This window comes from Streptomyces sp. NPDC050211 (assembly GCF_040656035.1).
In the GTDB taxonomy this organism is placed as follows: domain Bacteria; phylum Actinomycetota; class Actinomycetes; order Streptomycetales; family Streptomycetaceae; genus Streptomyces.
The window spans coordinates 1-21,652 of record NZ_JBFALC010000072.1 but is presented as its reverse complement, the minus strand read 5'-3'; the positions used below and the strand labels follow the sequence as shown (position 1 = coordinate 21,652).

The window sequence follows — 21,652 nt, the reverse complement described above, 5'->3', positions numbered from 1 at the left end:
GCCTACTTCTCAGGCAGTTCCCACACCAGCACCTCGGCCGGCGCGGACACGGCCAGAAGTTCGAGATCCTTCTCGTCGGTCGCCCGCACCGCGTCCCCCGGCCCCAGCTCATGCGGACCGAGCCGGACGGTCCCGCGCACCACATGCACATACGTCAAAGGCGCGTCCGGCACGGCGGTACGCTCCCCCGCCGCGAGCCGCCGCACGTGCAGCATCGCGCCCGCCTCCGGAACGGCGTACGGCGTGGAGTCCGCGATGCCCCGCACGGTCTCGTAGGCGGGATCACCACCCGGCTCCAGCGGCGCCAGCCACATCTGCACGAACGTGAGCGGCTCGGTACCGTCATTCCGCTCCACATGCCGCACCCCGGCCGCCGAACTCAGCCGCTGAACATCACCGGGCCGGATCACCGTCTCGTGCCCGTGCGAGTCACGGTGCGTCAGCTCCCCCTCGACCACCCAGGTCACCAGCTCGGTATGGCTGTGCGGATGCTCGTCGAAACCGGCGCCGGGGGCGAGGTGCTCTTCATTGCACGCGATCACCGGCCCGAAGCGAAGGTTGTCGGGGTCGTAATGCGGCCCGAAGGAGAAGGCGTGCCACGACTCGATGCCGGCCGCGGGCTCGCCTCCCCGGTAGCGGTCCGTCGCACGCCGTACGTCCATCACGCCCCCACCGTAGTCACATCCAGCAAGCGGCAAGGGCCCACCAACCTCCACTGGTCCCACGCGCCGGCCGCGAGGGAGCCGCAGGGGGCGCGCCGGTGTCGAGAGCCCGAGCGCGCGGAGGCGCGAAGCGCTGAGCACGGTCGGGGTCTCGACACCGGCATTAAGCGCCCCCGTAGGCGACCGAGCCATCCGATAAGGCAGTCTTGTCCCGTGCCCGAACCCGAATCCAGCAAGCCCCCCGCCACCGCCCACGACATCCACCCCCACCCCGCAACCCTCAAGCGGCTGGAGAAGTCGTCGGGAAATCTCGCCGCGCAAGCCATCACGCGCATGGACGAGACGCTGCCGTGGTACCGGGCCATGCCCCCGGAGAACCGTTCCTGGATCGGTCTGGTGGCCCAGGCGGGCATCGCCGCGTTCACCGAGTGGTTCCGGCACCCCGACGCCCCCCAGGCGATCTCCACCGACGTGTTCGGTACCGCGCCGCGCGAGCTGACCCGGGCCATCACCCTCCGCCAGACCGTCGAGATGGTGCGCACCACCATCGAGGTCATGGAGTCCGCGATCGACGAGGTGGCGGCGCCCGGCGACGAGAACGTGCTGCGCGAGGCGCTCCTCGTCTACGCCCGCGAGATCGCCTTCGCCACCGCCCAGGTCTACGCCCAGGCCGCCGAGGCACGCGGTGCCTGGGACGCGCGCCTGGAGTCGCTGGTCGTGAACGCGGTCCTCAGCGGGGAGGCCGACGAGGGCGCGGTATCGCGCGCCGCCGCCCTCGGCTGGAACGCTCCCGAGCATGTGTGCGTGGTGTTGGGTACGGCGCCGGACGGTGACAGTGAGTTGACCGTGGAGGCGATCCGGCGGGCGGCCCGGCACGCCAAGTTGCAGGTGCTCACCGGGGTGCTCGGCAACCGGCTCGTCGTGATCGCGGGCGGCAGCGACAATCCCCTCGCGGTGGCCAAGTCGCTGATCGGGCCGTATGCCGCCGGGCCGGTGGTGGCGGGTCCCGTCGTACCGGATCTGCTGGCCGCGACCCGGTCCGCGCAGGCCGCCGCGGCCGGGCTGAAGGCGTGTTCTGCCTGGCAGGACGCCCCGCGGCCGGTGCTGGCCGACGATCTGCTGCCGGAGCGCGCGATGGCCGGGGACCCGAGCGCTCGCGAGCAGCTGGTGGAGGAGATCTACAGACCGCTGGAGGAAGCCGGGTCTGCGCTCCTGGAGACGCTCTCCGTCTATCTCGAACAGGCGAGCAGCCTCGAGGGCGCCGCGCGCATGCTGTTCGTCCATCCCAACACCGTGCGCTACCGGCTCCGACGTGTGACTGACGTCACCGGCTGGTCGCCATCAGATGTACGGTCGGCGTTCACGTTGCGGATCGCGCTGATCCTGGGGCGTCTGGCCGATGGAGATCCGCAGGCCTAGCCTTTTGTCGGGGGCCTACAAAACCCCTTCGCGTTCTTCGTCCCTGTCCCCACGGGCGGCCGTGGCCGTCCACAAGAGAGAGTGTGAGAGTGCTCGTACTCGTCGCTCCCGGCCAAGGCGCCCAGACGCCCGGCTTCCTGACCCCCTGGCTCGAACTGCCCGGTGCCGCGGACCGCGTCGCCGCGTGGTCGGACGCCATCGGACTGGACCTCGCCCACTACGGCACACAGGCCGACGCGGACGCGATCCGCGACACCGCCGTGGCCCAGCCGCTGCTGGTCGCGGCCGGAATCCTCTCCGCCGCGGCACTCGGTGACATTGCGCCCGGCGCGGTCGCCGGTCACAGCGTCGGCGAGTTCACCGCCGCCTCCTTCGCGGGCATCCTCGACGACACCGCCGCGCTGACCCTCGTACGCAAGCGGGGTCTGGCCATGGCCGAAGCCGCCGCGGTCACCGAGACGGGTATGTCGGCGCTGCTCGGCGGCGACCCCGAGGTGTCGGTGGCGCATCTGGAGAAGCTGGGCCTGACCCCGGCGAACGTGAACGGCGCCGGTCAGATCGTCGCCGCGGGCACGCTGGAGCAGCTCGCCGCGCTCGCCGAGGACAAGCCCGAGGGCGTCCGCAAGGTCGTCGCGCTGAAGGTGGCCGGCGCCTTCCACACGCATCACATGGCTCCGGCGGTCGACGTGCTGGCCAAGGCCGCCGCGGACGTGACGCCCGCCGACCCCAAGGTCACCTACGTTTCGAACAAGGACGGCCAGGCCGTCGCGACCGGCGCCGAGGTGCTCGACCGCCTCGTCGGGCAGGTCGCGAATCCCGTCCGCTGGGACCTGTGCATGGAGACCTTCAAGGAGCTGGGCGTCACCGCGCTCCTGGAGGTCTGCCCCGGCGGTACGCTCACCGGCCTGGCCAAGCGCGCGCTCCCCGGCGTCAAGACGCTGGCCCTGAAGACCCCCGACGACCTCGACGCGGCCCGCGAGCTCATCGCCGAGCACGCCGACGCCTGACGCCTAAGGAGCCGTAACGAACATGTCGAAGATCAAGCCCAGCAAGGGCGCCCCGTACGCGCGCATTCTCGGCGTGGGCGGTTACCGTCCCACCCGGGTCGTGCCGAACGAGGTGATCCTCGAGAAGATCGACTCGTCCGACGAGTGGATCCGTTCGCGCTCCGGCATCGAGACCCGGCACTGGGCCTCCGACGAGGAGACGGTCGCCGCGATGTCGATCGAGGCGTCCGGCAAGGCGATCGCCGACGCGGGGATCTCCGCCGAGCAGATCGGCGCGGTGGTCGTCTCGACCGTCTCGCACTTCAGCCAGACCCCGGCCGTCGCCACCGAGATCGCCGACAAGCTCGGCACCGCCAAGGCCGCCGCGTTCGACATCTCGGCGGGCTGCGCGGGCTTCGGCTACGGCCTCACGCTCGCCAAGGGCATGATCGTCGAGGGCTCCGCGGAGTACGTCCTCGTCATCGGCGTCGAGCGGCTGTCGGACCTGACCGACCTGGAGGACCGGGCCACCGCGTTCCTCTTCGGCGACGGTGCCGGTGCGGTCGTGGTCGGTCCCGCGCAGGAGCCCGCGATCGGCCCCACCGTCTGGGGTTCCGAGGGCGACAAGTCCGAGACCATCAAGCAGACCGTGCCGTGGAACGAGTACGACAGCTCCACGGGCAAGTTCCCTGCGATCACGCAGGAGGGCCAGGCGGTGTTCCGCTGGGCCGTGTTCGAGATGGCGAAGGTCGCCCAGCAGGCGCTGGACGCGGCCGGAATCAGCCCGGACGACCTGGATGTCTTCATTCCGCACCAGGCCAACGAGCGGATCATCGACTCGATGGTGAAGACGCTGAAACTGCCGGAGCATGTCACGGTCGCCCGTGACGTCCGCACCACCGGCAACACCTCGGCCGCCTCGATTCCGCTCGCGATGGAGCGGCTTCTGGCGACCGGCGAGGCGAAGAGCGGCGACACCGCGCTCGTCATCGGATTCGGGGCGGGTCTCGTCTACGCCGCCACGGTCGTTACCCTCCCCTAGGCACTCCGTGCCGGATCACCCGATCCGGCACGGGAACCAACGCCACACCCTCTGGATACATAGAAGGAGCGCCTGACATGGCCGCCACTCAGGAAGAGATCGTCGCCGGTCTCGCCGACATCGTGAACGAGATCGCCGGCATCCCGGTTGAGGACGTCCAGCTGGACAAGTCCTTCACCGACGACCTGGACGTCGACTCGCTGTCCATGGTCGAGGTCGTCGTCGCCGCCGAAGAGCGCTTCGACGTCAAGATCCCGGACGAGGACGTCAAGAACCTCAAGACGGTCGGCGACGCGACCGACTACATCCTCAAGCACCAGGGCTGACTCACCCCGTAGTCCTGACTGCAAGGCCCCGCCACCCGGCGGTGGCGCCGTTGTCCCCGCGATGAGCGGGGGTTGTCCTCCTCGGATCCGTTGGAGAAAGAATTCCCGTGAGCCCGACCAATCGCACCGTGGTCGTCACCGGTATCGGCGCAACCACACCGCTGGGTGGCGACGCAGCCTCTACCTGGGAGGGCCTGATCGCCGGCAAGTCCGGCGTCAAGCCCCTGGAGCAGGAGTGGGCGGCCGAGCAGGCCGTCCGTATCGCGGCCCCGGTCGCCGTGGAGCCTTCCGAGGTCATTCCACGGCCGCAGGCCCGCCGCCTGGACCGCTCGGCGCAGTTCGCGCTGATCGCCGCCCAGGAGGCCTGGGCGGACGCCGGTTTCACCGCCAAGGCCGGTGAGGACGGCGCCGTCGACCCCGACCGGCTCGGCGCGGTCATCGCCTCCGGCATCGGCGGCGTGACGACCCTGCTCGACCAGTACGACGTGCTCAAGGAGAAGGGCGTCCGCCGCGTCTCCCCGCACACCGTCCCCATGCTGATGCCCAACGGCCCCTCCGCCAACGTGGGTCTGGCCGTGGGCGCCCGCGCGGGCGTGCACACGCCGGTCTCCGCGTGTGCCTCCGGCGCCGAGGCCATCGGCTACGCCATCGAGATGATCCGCTCCGGCCGCGCCGACGTCGTCGTCGCGGGTGGCACGGAGGCGGCGATCCATCCGCTGCCCATCGCCGCGTTCGGCAACATGATGGCGATGTCCAAGAACAACGACGATCCCGAGGGCGCGTCCCGTCCGTACGACGTGGCCCGTGACGGCTTCGTCCTCGGCGAGGGTGCCGGCGTGATCGTCCTGGAGTCCGCCGAGCACGCCGCGAAGCGCGGTGCGCGGGTGTACGCCGAGGCGGTCGGGCAGGGTATCTCCGCCGACAGCCACGACATCGTGCAGCCCGAGCCGGAGGGGCGCGGCATCTCGCACGCGCTGCAGAACCTGCTCGACAACACCGACCTCAACCCCGCCGAGGTCATGCACGTCAACGCGCACGCGACGTCCACGCCGGCCGGTGACGTGGCCGAGCTGAAGGCGCTGCGGAAGGTGTTCGGCGACGACGCGGATCACATGGCGGTCTCCGCGACCAAGTCGATGACCGGGCATCTGCTGGGCGGCGCGGGCGGCGTGGAGTCGGTCGCGACGGTGCTGGCCCTGTACCACCGGGTGGCTCCGCCGACCATCAACGTCGAGAACCTCGACCCTGAGGCCGAGGCCAACGCGGATGTCGTGCGCGGCGAGGCCCGGAAGCTGCCGGTCGAGGGTCGGATCGCTGCGCTGAACGACTCGTTCGGGTTCGGCGGGCACAACGTGGTGCTGGCGTTCCGTACGGTGTGACAGCGCCGTTAGCTGGAAGTGGCCCGGTCTCCGTGGGGAGGTCGGGCCATTCGCCGTTGCTGGATCTGTTGTCGGCCGACTGCCGGTCGGTGGGGGCTGGTCGCGCAGTTCCCCGCGCCCCTGAAGGGGCGCTCTACACGACCTGGTGCAGCCAGCGGACCGGGGCTCCTTCACCCGCGTACCTGAACGGCTCCAGCTCGTCGTCCCACGGCTTTCCGAGGAGCTTGGAGAGTTCGGCTTCCAGGTCCGTTTCTCCTCGCTGGGAGCGGACGAGGGCTGCCCTCAGGCGGTCCTCCGGGATCAGGATGTCGCCGTGGATGCCGGTGACGGCGTGGAAGATGCCGAGGTCGGGGGTGCAGCTGTAGCGCTCGCCCTCGGCGGTGGGGCAGGGCTCGGCGGTGACTTCGAAGCGCAGGAGGTGCCAGCCGCGCAGGGCGGACGCCAGTTTGGAGGCGGTGCCGGCCTCGGCCTGCCAGGAGAACTCGGAGCGCCAGGTGCCGGGTGCCGCGGGCTGCCGGATCCAGTCGAGGCTGACGCGTGTGCCGAGCACCCCGGCCACGGCCCACTCGACATGCGGGCACAGCGCGCGCGGCGCGGAGTGCACGTACAGAACTCCACGTGTCGTCACCGGGACCTCCGGGCAGAGCGGACCATCTTTGCGAACTGGCGGAACGGCAGTGGTTCCAGCCACGTTTGATGGCGAGGCTACCGTGCGGCGGCGCAAGGAGTGTGACGTACCGTCGGTCCCGGTGCCGTGAAACGCCCGCCATTCACCCGGCAGGACGCTTGTACGGGTGCGCGGCGTTGCTTCTCGCGCGGTCGGGAACTCCCGCGCGTTGTTATGGGGGAGGAGCATTGCATGTCGAGCGAGGGGACCACCAGGGGATGCGGAAGCGCAGCGGCCGTGCGACGGCCGTTCTCGCCGTTCTGGTGACGGCTGTCCTGAGTGTCGCGGGGTGCGACGCCACCGGTGGCGACTCGCCGGCTCCGAGAGGCACCGAGGCCAAGCAGGGGAAGCCGTCCCCGAGGCCGACGCCGACGTGGGACCGCAGCCCGAGTTCGGTCGCCGCGGTGGGCGACTCCATCACCCGTGGTTTCGACGCGTGCTCGGTGCTGTCGGACTGCCCCGAGGCCTCGTGGGCGACCGGCAGCAGAGAGGACGTGGACAGTCTCGCCGTACGGCTGCTCGGGCGGACGCAGGCCGCCGAGCGCAGTTGGAATTACGCCCGGACCGGGGCGCTGATGGCGGACGTGGCCGGGCAGATGGCGCAGGCGGTGACGCGGAAGCCGCAGTTGGTGGCGGTGATGGCGGGGGCGAACGACGCCTGTCGCGCGACCACGTCGGCGATGACGTCGGTGGCCGACTTCCGCACCCAGTTCGAGGACGCGATGAGCACGCTGCGCACTGCTCTGCCCAAGGCCCAGGTGTATGTGGCGAGCGTGCCGGATCTGAAGCGGCTGTGGTCCGAGGGGCGGAGCAACCCAATGGGTAAGGCGGTGTGGAAGCTCGGCATCTGCCCCTCGATGCTGGACGACGCGGACGCCCTGGACGCGGCAGCGACCCTGCGGCGGGACACGGTGCAGGACCGGGTCGAGGCATACAACGAGGTGCTGGAGGAGGTGTGCGAGAAGGACCGGTACTGCCGCTTCGACGGCGGCGCGGTGTACGAGTACCGGTTCGGTACGGAGCAGTTGAGCCGCTGGGACTGGTTCCACCCGAGTGTGAACGGACAGGCGCGGCTGGCGGAGATCGCCTATCGCACGGTCACCGCGAAGAAGGCGTGAGCCGGGCTTCCGAATTAGAGTTCCGAACATGAACGAACTCTTCGGCACACTTTCCGACGGCACCCCTGTCCACCGCTGGACCCTGGAGCGTGCGAACGTGCGCGTGCGGATTCTGTCGTACGGCGGGATCGTGCAGTCGGTGGAGGTGCCGGACCGGGAGGGGCGGCCGGGGAACGTGGTGCTGGGGTTCGCGGACCTCGATGGATATACGGCACACCCGGAGCCGTATTTCGGCGCGCTCGTCGGGCGGTACGCGAACCGGATCGCGGGCGGCCGCTTCTCGCTGGACGGCGTGACATACGCGCTGGAGCCGAACAACGGGCCCAACTCGCTGCACGGCGGCGGGCGCGGCTTCGACAAGCGGGTGTGGGACGTGACGCCGGTCGAGCACGGGGTGCGGCTCGCGCGCGTCAGCCCGCACGGCGAGGAGGGCTTCCCGGGACGGCTCGAGGTCTCGGCGACGTACACGCTGGATGGCGCCGGTGCGCTGCGGATCGCGTACCAGGCCGTCACCGACGCGCCGACCATCGTGAACCTGACGAACCACTCGTACTGGAACCTGAGCGGTGCGGGGAACGCGGGCGGGCATGAGCTGCGGATCGCCGCGTCGCGGTTCACGCCGGTCGACGCGGACCTGATCCCGACCGGGGTCGCCCCCATCGAGAACACCCGCTTCGACTTCCGTGCGGAGCGCAAGGTCGGCGCCGGGTACGACCACAACTTCGTGCTCGACAAGGGAGTGACGTCGGCCCCCGAGCAGGTGGCCGAGCTGTACGACCCCGCGTCCGGGCGGGCGCTGACGGTCGCGACCACCGAGCCCGGCCTCCAGCTCTACACCGCCGACCACCTGAGCGAGCCCTTCTCCCCCGGCGACGGCATCGCCCTGGAGACCCAGCACTTCCCGGACTCCCCCAACCGACCGGAGTTCCCGAGCACGGTGCTGCGGCCGGGTGAGGTGTTCCGGTCGGAAACGGTGTACGGCTTCGCAGCCCGCTAGTCCTGGGAACACACGAGCCCCGGCCCGGGTGTCAGGTCCCGGGCCGGGGCTGTTCGTGGGAAGGCTCGTCCCGAAGTCCCGTCCCGCCTCAGACGTTAATCGTCGCGGTGAGACGGCGGTCCGTGATCGAGCGGCCGACCTGGATCTCGTACGAACCCTTCACAAACGACCACGACATGGTCATCTCGTCCCAGATCTCGAACATGCGGCGCGGGAGCTCCACCGTGACCTCGACCGTCTCGCCGGGCGCGGCCTCGACGCCCGCGAAGCCGGCCAGCCACCGCGCCGGGCGCTCGGCGTCGGGCTCGCTCGGCGCGAGATAGACCTGGACGACCTCGCGGCCCGGGCGCTGTCCGGAGTTGCGCACCCGGACCCGTACCGTCGTGCCCGTGACCTCGACGGACTCGTACGTCCAGTCGGTGTAGCCGACGCCGTGGCCGAAGGCGTACGACGGGCTGCGGCCCTCCTTCTCCCAGGCGCGGTAGCCGATGAACACGCCCTCGGTGTAAGGGAGTTCGCCCTCGGACGGGACGACCTGGGTGACCGGGGCGTCGGTGAGGGACCCCCAGGTGGTGGGCAGGCGGCCGCCGGGCTCGTGGGCGCCCGTCAGGACGTCGGCGAGGGCCGCGCCGCCCTCCTGGCCGGGGAACCAGCTGAGCAGGACCGAGGCCACGTCGTCGCGCCACGGCAGCTCCACCGGGGAGCCGGAGTTGACCACCACGACGGTGTTCGGGTTGGCGGCGGCGACCGTGCGGACCAGGTCGTCCTGGCGGCCGGGCAGGCGCAGGTCCGCCCGGTCGAAGCCCTCGGACTCGACGCGCTCGGTCGTGGCGACCACGACGACCGCCGTGTCGGCGTCGCGTGCCGCTGCCACGGCCTCGGCGATCAGCTCGTCGGGGTCGCGCTGCGGGTCCTGGTGGGCGAGGGCGAAGATGATCGCCCGCATCGGGAGGCCCTCGGGCCGTTCGACGAGGTAGGTCAGGGAGACGTCGACCGGTTCGCCGGCGGTGAGTTCGGTCTGGGCGCGGGGTGTGGGCTCGCCGAAGAAGGTGATGAAGGGGTCGTCCTTGGCGGGGTTCTGGACGTCGTCGAAGTGCGTCGTGCCGCCGATGGTGAGCGTGAAGGTGCCGATGCCCTGGATGCCGAAGGTGTGGAGCCCGCTCTCGCGCGGCGTGAAGGTGCCGGTGAGCTCGACGGTGTGCAGCTGCTCGTAGGTGACGCCCTCGGGCAGGGCTTGCGGGCCCATCCACTTGAGCTGGCCGCCCGGGGCGGAGTCGGAGCCGATGACGTTTCCGTCGGCGTCGCGGCAGATCGCACGCAGCTCGAAGCCCGGGTCGAAGACGGAGAGTTCGGTGTCGGGGGCGGCGCCGACGGCGTAGGTCAGGGTGCCCTCGGGAAGCGCGGCGGTGAGGGCGTCGAGCGGGGAGACGATCCGGGGCGGGAAGACGGTGGCGGAGCCGCCGCCGAGAACACGGGCGTCGCGGGCGGCGGCGCCGATGAGTGCGACCCTTCCCGGCTTCAGCGGTAGGGCTCCCTGGTTGCGTACGAGGACGAAGGCGCGGCGGGCGATCTCGCGGGCCAGCTCGCTACCGTCGACGCTCTCCGGGAGCTCGGTGACGACCGGCTCGGCGCCTTCCAGGATGCCGACGCGGGCCGCGAGGCGCAGGACATTGCGTACGGCGGTGTCGACCGTGGCCTCGTCGACCTTGCCGTCCCGTACGGCCGCCGCGAGCGCCGCGCCGTACACCGTCTCCGGACCCGGCATGGCGACATCGAGCCCGCCCTCGATGGCACCGACGGTCGACCGGGCGGCCACCCAGTCGGAGACGTTGAAGCCGTCGAAGCCCCATTCGCCGCGTAGGACCTCGTTCACCAGGTAGCGGTGCTCGGTCATCGTCGTACCGTTGACCGTGTTGTACGCGGTCATGATGCCCCAGGGGTGGGCGTTCGCGACGATGATCTCGAACGGGGCCAAGTACAGCTCGCGCAGGGCGCGTTCGGAGACCAGGTTGTTCACCGTGAAGCGGTCGGTCTCGGCGTCGTTGGCGACGAAGTGCTTGACCGTGGTGCCGACGCCGCCCGACTGGACGCCCTTCACATAGCCCGCGCCGATCAGGCCGGTGAGGTACGGGTCCTCGCTGTAGGCCTCGAAGTGCCGGCCGCCGAGCGGGGAGCGGTGCAGATTGACCGTGGGGGCGAGCAGGACGTGGACGCCCTTGCGGCGGGCCTCCTGGGCGAGCAGCACCCCTGCCCTGCGGGCGAGTTCCGGGTCCCAGGCGGCGGCGAGGGCGGTCGGGGACGGCAGGGCGATGGAGGGGTCGTCGGCGGTCCAGCGCACACCGCGGACGCCGATCGGGCCGTCCGACATGACCAGGGACTTCAACCCGATCTCGGGGAGCCCGGGCAGGGTCCACATGTCCTGACCGGACAGCAGCCGTGCCTTCGCGTCGAGTCCGAGCCTGGCGAGCGCGGCCTCGACGACCTCCTCGCGCGCTTCATCGGCGTGGGTGCGGGTTCCCGCCATCGGGGTGCCTCCTCGTTGAGTCCGTGCACGTCTTCATCCTTCCTCGGCACCCGTGAAGGACTCGAAACCGCAACCATCGACGTTCCGGGACTTCCTCAGGCTGCTGGGCGAGGAGGGCTGACGGCCGCCACGACCTCGACCTCCACCAGCGCTTCGGGTTTGAAGAGCTTCGACGCCTCGAAGGTCATGCTGGTGGGGGCTGTGCCGGTGAGGAACTCGCGGCGGACCGCGCCGTATTCGTGCAGCGTGCCGATGTCGGTGAGGTAGGTGCGGATGTTGATGATGTCGGCGAGCGTGGCTCCGTGGGCCCTGAGCAGCGCCTCGATGGCCTCGAAGACACCGCGGCTCTGAGCGGCGACGTCGGCCCCGTCGGCGACCTGTCCGGAGACGTACAACAGCGTTCCGCCACCGGGGAGTTCGACGCGGGCGACCTGGGAGTAGTAGGCGTTGGCGGGCTGCGGCGCGGACGGCGGACTGTCGAGAGTGACCTTCATGTCCTCGACGCTAGGCTCGGGCCTCGGGATGCGACAAGCGAATGTCTAGCATGGCTGCCATGCCGACCTCGCATGACCTGTCCACCCTGTGGCTGCGCGTGTTCCTGGAGGTCGCCCGGAACGGCTCGTTCACCGTGGCCGCCCGCACGCTCGGCTGGACGCAGTCCGCGGTGTCCCGGCAGGTCTCCTCGCTGGAGGCGGCGCTGGGCGGGGCGCCCCTGTTCGACCGGCTGCCGCGGGGTGTACGGCTGACGGAGGCGGGCCGGGTCCTGGTGCCGCACGCGGAGGCGGTCGTAGGGGCGCTGCACGGTGCCGCGCGTGAGCTGGCGGCGCTGCGGGAAGTGGCGGGCGGGCGGCTGCGGTTCGGGGCGTTCGCGACCGCCGACGCGGCGCTGGTGCCCCGCGCGCTGGCCGCGTTCCGCGCCCGCCACCCCGGCGTCCTGCTCACCCGCGAGGAGGGCTTCACGCCGGCCCTCCTGGACCGCCTCACCGCCGGCCACCTCGATCTGGCCGTGGTCTCCACGACGGGCGGCACGCCACTCGACGCGTACGAACTCCACCACCTCCTCGACGAGTCCCTGTACGTCGCCGTCCCCGCCGACCATCCCCTGGCGAACCATCCAGGCCCCGTCCGCCTCGACCGACTGGCCGACGCCGACTGGATCTCCGGCGGCTCCCGCCCCGAGGGCACGCTCCTCGACGCGGCCCTGCGCCAGGGTTTCCGCCCCCGCGTCGCCCATGTCGTCGGCGAGTGGACCGCCAAGCTGGGCTACGTCGCCGCGGGCCTCGGCGTGACCCTGGTCCCGGCGCTGGCCGCCGAGTCGGTACGCCCGGACGTCGCGCTGGTGCCGGTGCTCGACGAGAGGGCTCCGGCGCGGGCGGTGTATGCGGCGACGGTGCGGGGGCGGTCGCTGTCACCGGCGGCGGAGGCGTTCATCGGCGTACTGCGGGAAGTGGCCGCCGAGTTGACTGCCTCCCCTGGCTGATCTACCCATGTCCCTCCCGTCACGCAATACTGCCGAGCACGCTTCCCCGCAGCGACGGAAGGACCTGACCCCCTTGAATTCCATACGTGTTCGGATCGGCGTACTCGGACTCGCCCTGCTGGCGGGGCTCGCCGCCCCGACGACGGCGACGGCGGACACAGCCCCGTCCCCGACGGTCGAGGAACAGCGGCTGGACAAGGCGCAACCGCAGGAGATCCTCAGGCGTTCCGGATTCGACACGGTGGCGCCGGAGTTCGCGCGGGCGCTCGCGGCGACGGAGTCGTATGCGCAGGCCCGCCGGACCGTCGTTCGGGAGGGCGCGGCACTGTGGCGGCTGGCCGTGGCGCGGGCACAGGGTCGGGCGCCGGTCGGCGGGGATCTGAGCCGGGACGACGACCGGCCGCTGTACTGGGCGCGGCTGGGGATGACCCGGGAAGTGCGCACCTGGGAGCCGGAGTTCGGGCTCAGCGACACCCAACGAGCCAAGCTGCTCGACGAGTTGGAGCGGAATTCTCGGGGGCAGACCGCCATCCGGTATCCGCAGGGCAAGGGGATGAAGCGGGTTCTGGTCACTGGGTTCGACCCGTTCACGCTGGACCGGGACGTCCGGATCTCCAATCCGTCCGGGGCGACCGCGCTGGCCCTCGACGGCACGGTGATCGAGACGGCGGACGGTCCGGCACGGATCGAGACCGCCGTGTTCCCGGTGCGCTGGCGGGACTTCGGGCAGGGGACGGTGGAGCGGACGCTGCGGCCGTATCTGCCGAAGGTGGACCTGTTCACGACCGTGAGCCAGGGCCGGGTCGGACGGTTCGACGTCGAGCGGACCAACGGGGCCTGGCGGGGCGGCTTCCTGGACAACGAGAACACCGGTACGGCCGAGACCATCCCGGTCAGCGACCCGGCCTCGCAGCCGCAGTGGACGACGACCAGCCTGCCGTACGCCGCGATCGTGGCCGCGAACACCGGGCGGTTCCCCGTGTACGACAACACCAGCGTCACCGAGATCCCGGCGGGCGGCACCCAGTCCGTCGTACGGCCGGACGGACCGACCCCCGGGTCGACGGCGCGTGCCGGGGGCGGCGGCGACTATCTGTCCAACGAGATCGCCTACCGGGCCACGCTGTTGCGGGACCGGCTGGGGCTGCACGACGCGCTGCCGGGCGGGCATGTGCACACGCCGGTGCTGCAGTTCGGCACGGGCAACACCGACCCGGCGACGGGGGCGGTCACCGACCCCGAGTTCGTGCGGAACCGGCTGGACATCATCGGTCAGGTGCGGGCGATCCTGACGGTGGCCGTCAACGAATGATCACTGGGCGAGCACTGGCTGATCACCGGGCGATCACCGGGTGACTTCCTCCTCCTCGGAGTCTTCGGCACCGTCCTCGACGGTCTCCTCGCCGGCCAGGTCGCGGGCCATCAGTGTGGCGCCCGCGACCGCGCCCGGCATCAGGAACACGGCGACGAACGGGACCACGAAGGCCAGCGCGAGGGGTGTGCCGAAGCCCCAGACCAGGGTCTTACGGGAGCGGAGCAGGGTGAGGCGGTCGCGCAGGGCGACGCGGCGGCGCTGGAGGGCGACGGAGGTGAGTTCCTCCGTGAGGAAGAAGCCGGTGACGAAGAAGCCGATCACCGGGACGGCCGTCTGGCCGACGACCGGGATGAAGCCGCAGGCGAAGAGCAGGACGCCCCAGAGCGCGGCCCGTATGAGGACTCTCAGACTGTCGCGGCCGGAGATCCACAACTCGCGCCAGAGCGGCAGGCCGGACTCCGGTGCGGTGCCGTCCGGGGAGACGTCCCGGTCGACCTTCTCGGAGAGGTTCTCGTAGAAGGGCTGGCCGATCAGGAGGGTGACCGCGGTGAAGGTGAGGACGGAGAGGAGCAGGCCGAGGGCGAACAGGACGGCGGTGAGGAAGCCGCGGAACAGGCCGAGCCACGGGCTGGACCAGTCGTCGGCGAAGGGCGTCGCCCACGCCACGAAGTCCTCGCCCCACAGCGCCAGCGAGACCAGCGCCGCCGCATAGAGGACGAGCGTTATCAGGCCCGGGACCAGCCCGAAGCCGTACTGCTTGCCGTGCCGGGCCACCCAGCGTTGGCCCTTCAGCAGGTAATTGAAGCCCACCCCAAGATCGCGCATGGAGAAAACTCTAGCGGCATGCACTGACAGTGACGGGGTGGGCCGTGGGGAGTGGGAGTGGGCGGGGTCAGAAGGGGCGGTCGCCGGCGATGGCGACGCGTTCGGCGACGCGGCGGTGCGAGCCGTAGTCGTTCACCGCGTAGTGCTGTGTGGCGCGGTTGTCCCAGAAGGCGACGTCTCCGGGCTGCCAGCGGAACCGCACCTGGTACTCCGGGACATGCGCCTGCTGGAAGAGATAACGCAGCAGCCGGTCGCTCTCCTCGCGCTCCATGCCCGTGATCCGGGTGGTGAAGGAGGTGTTGACGAACAGCAGCCGTCGGCCCGTTTCCGGGTGGGTGCGCACCACCGGGTGCTCCACGGGCGGGAACTCGTCCTGATAGGGGGCGAGGCGCTCGGGGCCGTAGAAGCGGGCGAACCCGGGGATGAAGTCGTGCACGGCGGTGGCGCCGTCGATGCGGTCCTTCACGTCCTGCGGCAGGTTGTCGTACGCGGCGGCCATGTCCGCCCACATGGTGTCCCCGCCGAACGGCGGGACCTCACGGAGCTGGAGCACGGCGCCGAGCGCGGGCCGCTCACGGAAGGTGACGTCGGCGTGCCAGACGTTCTCGAAGGTGGGCGTGGCCTCGCCACCCTTGTCGAAGCGCACCACGTCCTCGCTGGATCCGCGGGCGAGCAGCGGGTTGGTCTCCAACTCCCCCCAGTTACGGGCGAAGTCGCGCTGCTGCGCGGAGGTGAGGTGCTGGGCGCGGAAGAAGAGGACCTTCCACTCCAGCAGGGCGCGGTTCAGCTCCTCGCGCAGTGCGGGATCGAGCGGACGCGAGAGGTCGACGCCTCGCACCTCGGCCCCGATGGTGCACCCCTGCGGCACAAGCTCAAGGTGCCGATACGGCCGTTCCTGCCACCCGTCGGGCAGCCGCCGCAGCGTGCGCGCACCCTCGTACATCCCGCCCTCGGGCACGCGCGCTTCGCGCAGCACCGTCGGCGGCACGGCGGATGGGACGGTCACGGTCATGGATGTGTCTCCTCGTTCGCGTTGTCTATGGCAGAAGACGGCCGGCGCGAGACACGTGTGCCTTGGAGCATCGCGAACGAAGGGCGTTGCGCGCGGCGAGCACACGGCTCGGCGGCAACTCGACTAGCGACCGGAGCGCTCGCACCCGGTCCGATCAGGGGCACGCAGAGGCCCCGTCGTCGTGTCGAATAGGTGCCCGATCATGACGACGATTGTGTGGGCCCCCCTTTGTCCTGTCAATGTCGCGCCCGCCCCGGTGACCGGTCACCGGGGCGGGTGGACCCTCCCGGCTATCCGAACTGGCCGGGCTGGTAGTCGCCGGCGGGCATCTGGAGCATGACGTTCGCCCGGTTGAAGGTGTTGATGAGGGCGACCGTGCAGACCAGGGCGGCCAGCTCCTCCTCGTCGTAGTGCTTGGCGGCGTTCGCCCACGCCTCGTCGGTGACACCGCCTGCCGCGTCCGCGATGCGGGTGCCCTCCTCCGCCAGCTCCAGCGCGGCCCGCTCGGCCTCGGTGAAGACCGTGGCCTCCCGCCAGGCCGCGACCAGATTGAGACGCTCGGGGGTCTCACCGGCGGCGACGGCGTCCTTGAAGTGCATGTCGGTGCAGAAGCCGCATCCGTTGATCTGGCTGGCGCGGAGCTTCACGAGCTCCTGTGTCGCGACCGGCAGCGTCGAGCCCTTGAGTACCGAGTTCGCCGCGGTGATCTGCTTGAAGACCTTCATGATGGTCGGGCTGCTGAAGGCGTCCAGTCGGGCAGTCATGGTGATCTCCTCCGCCGTTTTCGTTGGCTACACAGCTATGACGGAACGACCCCGACGGGATGTGACATCGCCGAATGTGACCTGCGTCTCCCCGTCTCACCCCGCCGCGGACACGGCCACCACCACCCCGCGATCCGCCGCCGGAGACACCGCCGCCGTCACCCGCACCGCCGCCGCCCGCGCCACCCGCCCCGCGCGCGAAGCCGTGGCCAGCATCAAGGGCTGAACCGACTCCAGGGCGGACACCACCAGTTCCTCCCCGGCGATGAGCACCGGCCGCGCCGCCTTGGTCGTCGCCGCGGCGGCTTCCGTGAGGTCGGCGAGAGGCGGCAGGGCGGCGCGTACGACACCCGCGCCCGCGGCGGCCGCGCGCTCGGCCAGGGCCACCTGGAGCGGCATCAGTGGAGCCAGCGCGGACGTCAACGCGTCGGCGACACGGCGGAGTTCGGGGGTCGACTCGTCGAGGACGTCGGTCGCCGCCCGGATCAGCGGGGTGAGAGCGAGCAGCACGCCCGCGGCCAGGCCCGCCGCCGCGGGCAGCAGCGGTGACGTCGCCTCGACGAAGTCGCCGAGGGCGGTGGCGAATTCCTCCACCGCGGGCTCCACCGCGTCCAGCACCGGCAGCAGGCTGTCGCTCAGCGCCGCCAGCAGCGCCTGGGCCGGTTCGCTGACCGGGTGCACGGCGAGCGGGGCGCCGCTGGTGCCGAGCCGGGTGAGGGTGTCGACGATGCGGTAGAAGGCCTCCTGGGCCTGCGGGGAGGCGCTGGCTTCGGCGAGTTCGGCGGTGGTCTCGCGCAGGACGCGCAGCACCTCCGCGCCCGAACCGTCACGTGGGTCGAAGGTGTTGATGGCGATTCTGGTGATGTTCCCGGCCGTGTCCAGGAGTTGGCCGGTGATGTCGGTCGTGCTGCGGGCCATGCGCAGCATCTCGTCCCTGCTGGGGAGCGAAGGGATCGTCGCCATGAACACTCCTCGCGTAAGCGCTCCGCTGGAAGGCGGTGACTCGGCTGCGGGTCCGTCGGGGCTGGTCGCTCCCCGACTCTCGGCTTCGCTCGAGCAGGGGGACCCCCATCGTGGCGGAGCCTCATATGTCACAGCCCCGCGCCCCTCTTGGGCGCTGTGGCACACCGCCGGGCCCCCTCAGCATGCCCCGTTCACCGGGCCGGGGATGCGCCATCCGGGGCATCGGCGACACGGACTCCCTCTTGTTGCCGTTGAGTCGAACAGGTACATCTCGCCGTACCGATCTCAGGAAGCCCGGAGGAGGTACGCGTGCGCACCACGAGAACCGCCCCTGCGAGACCCGTCCTGATCACCGCCCTGGCCCTCACCACGGCCGGCTCACTTCTGCTCACCCCCGGCAGTGCCGGGGCCGACACCGAGCCCGTCACCCGCGAGGGCCCTGCCCTCGACCGACAGGCCGCCCTGACCCCGGTGAGCGCGGCCGAACGGGCCCTCGCCACCACCGTCGGCAGAACCGATTCCGCAAGCGGCTATCCCCGTGAGCAGATCCTCACCCCCGACCCCGAGAACCCCGCCGACAAGTCCATCAAGCTGGGCCTCACCCCGTACCACGCGATCGCCCCCAAGCTCAACGCCTTACAGTCCCTGGGCGATCGGGTGAGCGTAGAGGTTGCAGGCCGTTCGGCAGGCGGGCACCGCCTGTATCTCGTCACGGTCACCGCCCCGGAGTCCGCCCGCCAGACCCGCGCCCAGGAGCGGATGCGCGAGCTGATCGACAAGGCACCCGCAGCCGCCGCCAAATCCCCCGAGATCAAAGCGCGTTACAAGATCCCGCTGTTCGTGAACAACAACATCCACGGCAACGAGTGGGAGGGAACAGACGCCTCCCTCAACCTCATCAAACAACTGGCAACGGCGAGCGACACGCGGACCAAGGACCTCCTCTCCCGCTCCCGCCTCTACTTCAACATCACCGCCAACCCGGACGGCCGTATCGCCGGCACCCGCGCCAACGCCAACGGCTTCGACATGAACCGGGACTTCGTGACCGCCTCGCAGCCCGAGGTGCGCGCGATGCGCCAGATCCAGATCGACAAGCAACCCGCCGTCATGCTCGACCTGCACGGCTACGTCAACGGCACCCTCATCGAGCCCACCACTCCCCCGCACGGCGAGAACTACGAGTACGACCTCTTCCTCAAGAACACCTACGCCAACGCCCTGCGCATGGAGTCGGCAGTCAACGGCCTCGGCTACACACGCGCCAAGGACGGCGTGGAGCCCGCCCAAATCCCCTTCCGCGATCAGCAGGAGGGCTGGGACGACTGGCCGCCCATCTTCACCCCGCAGTACGCGGCCTTCCAGGGCACGGTCGCCGCGCACACCGTAGAGATCCCCCTAGCGGTGAACAACGAGGAGTACGACACCCTCCCGACGGCGGAACTGCGCCGCAGGTCCGCGATCAACGTCGACATAGCGGGCGCCGCCATCCGCGCCACCCTCGACTTCACGCGCACTCACCGCGGTTCACTGATCGCCGACCAGATCGAGGTCTTCCGGCGCGGCGCGGCAGGCGAGGCACAGATCCCGGTCTCGGAGGAGACGGTCCCCGGCGTCCCCGGCATCGGCCCCGAGGACGTCTACACCACGAACTTCCCCCGCGCATACGTCATCCCCACCGGGCCAACCCAGCGCTCGGCGACCGCAGCCGCCCGCCTCGTGGACCACCTCCTCGCCAACGACGTCACCGTCACCCGCGCAACCCGCCCCTTCCGCCTGGCCGGAAGGACGTACGCACAGGGCTCCTACGTCATCGACATGCACCAGTCCAAGCGCGGCCTCGCGAACGCCCTCCTCGCCGACGGCACCGACATCAGCGACAAGGTATCGGTGATGTACGACATCTCGGGCTGGAGCCTGGGCCGCCTCTGGGGCGCCACGGTGAAGTCCGCACAGAGCGGCAGCCTGCCGTACGGCGCACTCCGCACCCTCGACAGGGCCGCACCCGTCGCCCACGTAGCCCCCTACGGCCCCCTCCGCCTCCGCCTGGACACCCCCCAGGAGATCGCGGCCCTCAACGACCTTCTCCAGCAGGGCATTTCCATACGCCAGGCCCCGGACGGCAGCGCAATCGTCCCGCCCTCGGCACGCAAGGCCGCAGTCACCGCGGCCCGCACCCACGACGTCACCTTCGAGGCAACACACACGCGCGGCACCACGGAACTGCGCCGACTCCGCCTGACAGCCGCCGTCACAGCGGGCGAGCTGTTCGCGCTCCGGGAGATGAACTTCGAGGTCACGCCCGTCTCCACGACCGTACTGAACGCGGGCTTCGACTGGTCGAAGACGGACGCGCTGTTCGTCTCGGCGGGACTGTCCTACGAAGCCCTGAATCCGGCAGCCCGCAAAGCCCTGGACACCTTCCTCACCCACCACGGCGGCGGGCTGGTCGGCCGAGGCGCCACCGGCGCGGACCTCACCTCCGCGACCGGACTGCTGGCCGCGAAGCCGGTAGAGGGCAACGGTGACGCCAACGGCGTAGTGCAAGTCGCGAATAACGGCGGGCGTATCACCGGCGGAGCTCCGGACCACAGCTTCGTCTACGCGCCCGTATGGTTCACCGACCTCGGCCCAGAAGTGCGGGTGGAGCAGTCGTACGCGACCGGTAACCCCTTGCTCTCCGGTCACTGGCGGCCCTTGGAGGACGGCAGTGGTGGTCCGGAGGCAGCGGCCGGGCAGGCCTCGGTCGTCAGTGGTCCAGGTGCCGTGCTGTTCGGCACCGAACCCCTCTTCCGGGATCATCCGAAGGGGGAATTCGCGCAGGTGGCGCGGGCATTGTTCACCGTGGCACAGGCGAGTCAGGAGAGTGGTGGATGACGACGAAGGAGATCCACGGCACCGTGGCGGACGGTTTCGAGGCGGTGCGCGACGAATTCGCCGCGTTCGTGGCGAGCGAACGGGACGACTACGAGGGCCAGTTGTGCGCGTACGTCCACGGCCGCAGAGTCGTCGACCTGTGGACCGGCGAGGGCGCCGACGCCACGTCCCTCTACGGCGTGTACTCGTCCACCAAGGGCGCCGCCCACCTCGTGGTCGCGCTGCTCGTGCAGGACGGCACGCTGGAACTCGACCGCAAAGTGACCTACTACTGGCCGGAGTTCAGCGCCGAGGGCAAGGCCAACCTCACTCTGCGCGACCTGGTGACCCACCGGGCGGGCCTGATCGGCCTCGACACCGGCTTCTCCCTCGACGAGCTGGCCGACGACCGCATGATCGCCGAACGGCTCGCGGACCAACGCCCGTTCTGGCGCCCCGGAACCGCCTTCGGCTACCACGCCCTGGTCATCGGCGCCCTCGCCGGCGAGGTGGCACGCCGCGCGACGGGACACACCCTCCAGGAACTGTTCGAGGAACGCGTACGCGCCCCGTACGCCCTCGATTTCCACCTGGGGCTCCCGCAGCCACTCGAGCCCCGCTTCCGCTCGGCCCAACCCATGCTGCCGACCCCGAAGCAACAGGCCGTACTGGACGCGGCCCCGACCGGCCCGCACACCCTCGCGTCGATCGCGTTCAACGCCCATGTCCCGAACCCGGGCGAATTCACCGACTTCGCCAACTCCCGCACCGTACGCGCCAAGGGCCAGGCCTCAGCGGGCGGCGTGGCCTCCGCACGCGGCCTGGCCGGCATGTACGCGGCGGCCATCAGCGAGATGAACGACCGCCCACCCCTCCTCAAGCCGGACACCGCAGCAGAGGTGGGCCAGATCCACTCCATCGGCTACGACCTGGTCGCCCGCACCCACCGCTCCTACGGCCTCGGCTTCCAGGCCACCGCCGACACCTGGTACCCCTTCCTGGGCGCCGGCGCCTTCGGCCACAGCGGCGCCCCCGGCTCCCAGGCCTTCGCCGACCCCCGCAGCGGCCTGGCCTACGGCTACACACGCCGCCGGTTCGCCTACCCAGGCGGAGCAGCACCGGAGAACGAGCGGTTCGTAAGGGCCGCTCACACTTCAGCGCTGGCGACCTGACCGCCAGCAAGAGCAGAGGGCAAGAGCCCACCAACAACAACTGGTCCAACGCGCCGGCCGCGAGGGAGCCGTAGGGGGCGCGCCGGTGTCGAGAGACCGAGCGCGCGGAGGCTCGTCAGCGGTATGTGGCGGCGATCGCGCCAGC

The 21,652-nt window shown here is 70.7% G+C and carries 19 protein-coding genes; 11 read left to right on the top strand and 8 right to left on the bottom strand.

Annotated elements, in window-relative coordinates; translation table 11 throughout:
- Positions 1-2: 2 nt before the first annotated feature.
- Positions 3-665 carry a pirin family protein gene (locus AB0I98_RS41845; RefSeq protein WP_362951110.1) on the bottom strand — a complete coding sequence of 221 codons (663 nt, stop codon included), beginning with the start codon at positions 663-665 and terminating at the stop codon, positions 3-5.
- Positions 666-875: 210 nt separating this feature from the next.
- Here AB0I98_RS41845 and fasR point away from each other — a divergent pair, with 210 nt between their 5' ends.
- The 5 genes from fasR (at position 876) to fabF (ending at position 5,814) form a co-directional block, all read left to right on the top strand.
- Entirely contained in the window at positions 876-2,081 is a 1,206-nt protein-coding gene (fasR, locus tag AB0I98_RS41840; RefSeq protein WP_362951108.1) for a fatty acid biosynthesis transcriptional regulator FasR, read from the top strand.
- An 89-nt stretch (positions 2,082-2,170) separates the two neighbouring features.
- The gene (locus AB0I98_RS41835) at positions 2,171-3,088 is read left to right on the top strand and encodes an ACP S-malonyltransferase (protein WP_362951146.1); all 918 of its coding nucleotides are present in this window, start codon (positions 2,171-2,173) and stop codon (positions 3,086-3,088) included.
- A 22-nt stretch (positions 3,089-3,110) separates the two neighbouring features.
- Complete coding sequence (locus AB0I98_RS41830) at positions 3,111-4,109, top strand: ketoacyl-ACP synthase III (protein ID WP_362951106.1); 999 nt, start codon at positions 3,111-3,113, stop codon at positions 4,107-4,109.
- 77 nt (positions 4,110-4,186) lie between these two features.
- The gene (locus AB0I98_RS41825) at positions 4,187-4,435 is read left to right on the top strand and encodes an acyl carrier protein (RefSeq protein ID WP_004001566.1); all 249 of its coding nucleotides are present in this window, start codon (positions 4,187-4,189) and stop codon (positions 4,433-4,435) included.
- A gap of 107 nt (positions 4,436-4,542) precedes the next feature.
- Positions 4,543-5,814 (top strand): beta-ketoacyl-ACP synthase II, encoded by a 1,272-nt coding sequence (gene fabF, locus AB0I98_RS41820; protein WP_210573943.1) that lies wholly within the window; start codon positions 4,543-4,545, stop codon positions 5,812-5,814.
- Positions 5,815-5,947: 133 nt separating this feature from the next.
- On the opposite strand, the gene AB0I98_RS41815 is transcribed toward fabF, so the two are convergent.
- Positions 5,948-6,442, bottom strand: a complete 495-nt coding sequence (locus AB0I98_RS41815) for a DUF3145 domain-containing protein (RefSeq protein WP_210573945.1) — start codon at positions 6,440-6,442, stop codon at positions 5,948-5,950.
- 257 nt (positions 6,443-6,699) lie between these two features.
- On the opposite strand from AB0I98_RS41815, the gene AB0I98_RS41810 reads away from it, so the two are divergent.
- Positions 6,700-7,599, top strand: a complete 900-nt coding sequence (locus tag AB0I98_RS41810; RefSeq protein ID WP_362951104.1) for an SGNH/GDSL hydrolase family protein — start codon at positions 6,700-6,702, stop codon at positions 7,597-7,599.
- Between the two features lie 28 nt (positions 7,600-7,627).
- The gene (locus tag AB0I98_RS41805) at positions 7,628-8,596 is read left to right on the top strand and encodes an aldose epimerase family protein (RefSeq protein ID WP_362951102.1); all 969 of its coding nucleotides are present in this window, start codon (positions 7,628-7,630) and stop codon (positions 8,594-8,596) included.
- An 88-nt stretch (positions 8,597-8,684) separates the two neighbouring features.
- Here AB0I98_RS41805 and AB0I98_RS41800 read toward each other — a convergent pair whose 3' ends face one another.
- Both AB0I98_RS41800 and AB0I98_RS41795 read right to left on the bottom strand, forming a co-directional pair.
- The gene (locus AB0I98_RS41800; RefSeq protein ID WP_362951100.1) at positions 8,685-11,120 is read right to left on the bottom strand and encodes a glycoside hydrolase family 3 C-terminal domain-containing protein; all 2,436 of its coding nucleotides are present in this window, start codon (positions 11,118-11,120) and stop codon (positions 8,685-8,687) included.
- A gap of 95 nt (positions 11,121-11,215) precedes the next feature.
- Positions 11,216-11,614 carry a RidA family protein gene (locus AB0I98_RS41795; protein WP_362951098.1) on the bottom strand — a complete coding sequence of 133 codons (399 nt, stop codon included), beginning with the start codon at positions 11,612-11,614 and terminating at the stop codon, positions 11,216-11,218.
- A 50-nt stretch (positions 11,615-11,664) separates the two neighbouring features.
- On the opposite strand from AB0I98_RS41795, the gene AB0I98_RS41790 reads away from it, so the two are divergent.
- Positions 11,665-12,600, top strand: coding sequence for a LysR family transcriptional regulator (locus AB0I98_RS41790; protein ID WP_362951097.1), 936 nt, complete (start codon positions 11,665-11,667; stop codon positions 12,598-12,600).
- Between the two features lie 73 nt (positions 12,601-12,673).
- Positions 12,674-13,912 (top strand): pyroglutamyl peptidase, encoded by a 1,239-nt coding sequence (locus tag AB0I98_RS41785; RefSeq protein WP_362951095.1) that lies wholly within the window; start codon positions 12,674-12,676, stop codon positions 13,910-13,912.
- Between the two features lie 33 nt (positions 13,913-13,945).
- Here AB0I98_RS41785 and AB0I98_RS41780 read toward each other — a convergent pair whose 3' ends face one another.
- The 4 genes from AB0I98_RS41780 to AB0I98_RS41765 all read right to left on the bottom strand — a co-directional run bounded on the left by AB0I98_RS41780 (position 13,946) and on the right by AB0I98_RS41765 (position 17,479).
- Positions 13,946-14,740 (bottom strand): EI24 domain-containing protein, encoded by a 795-nt coding sequence (locus AB0I98_RS41780; protein ID WP_362951093.1) that lies wholly within the window; start codon positions 14,738-14,740, stop codon positions 13,946-13,948.
- Positions 14,741-14,807: 67 nt separating this feature from the next.
- Positions 14,808-15,752 carry a TauD/TfdA family dioxygenase gene (locus AB0I98_RS41775; RefSeq protein ID WP_362951091.1) on the bottom strand — a complete coding sequence of 315 codons (945 nt, stop codon included), beginning with the start codon at positions 15,750-15,752 and terminating at the stop codon, positions 14,808-14,810.
- A 290-nt stretch (positions 15,753-16,042) separates the two neighbouring features.
- The gene (locus AB0I98_RS41770) at positions 16,043-16,516 is read right to left on the bottom strand and encodes a carboxymuconolactone decarboxylase family protein (protein ID WP_362951090.1); all 474 of its coding nucleotides are present in this window, start codon (positions 16,514-16,516) and stop codon (positions 16,043-16,045) included.
- A 96-nt stretch (positions 16,517-16,612) separates the two neighbouring features.
- Positions 16,613-17,479 (bottom strand): hypothetical protein, encoded by an 867-nt coding sequence (locus AB0I98_RS41765; RefSeq protein WP_362951089.1) that lies wholly within the window; start codon positions 17,477-17,479, stop codon positions 16,613-16,615.
- Positions 17,480-17,788: 309 nt separating this feature from the next.
- Between AB0I98_RS41765 and AB0I98_RS41760 the strand changes: the two genes are divergently transcribed.
- On the top strand, positions 17,789-20,356 hold the full coding sequence (locus tag AB0I98_RS41760) for a M14 family zinc carboxypeptidase (RefSeq protein ID WP_362951087.1): 2,568 nt from the start codon (positions 17,789-17,791) through the stop codon (positions 20,354-20,356).
- Positions 20,353-21,507: a serine hydrolase domain-containing protein gene (locus AB0I98_RS41755; protein ID WP_362951086.1), complete on the top strand. Its 1,155-nt coding sequence runs from the start codon at positions 20,353-20,355 to the stop codon at positions 21,505-21,507. The genes AB0I98_RS41760 and AB0I98_RS41755 overlap by 4 nt, the downstream gene beginning before the upstream one ends.
- Positions 21,508-21,652 lie beyond the last annotated feature (145 nt).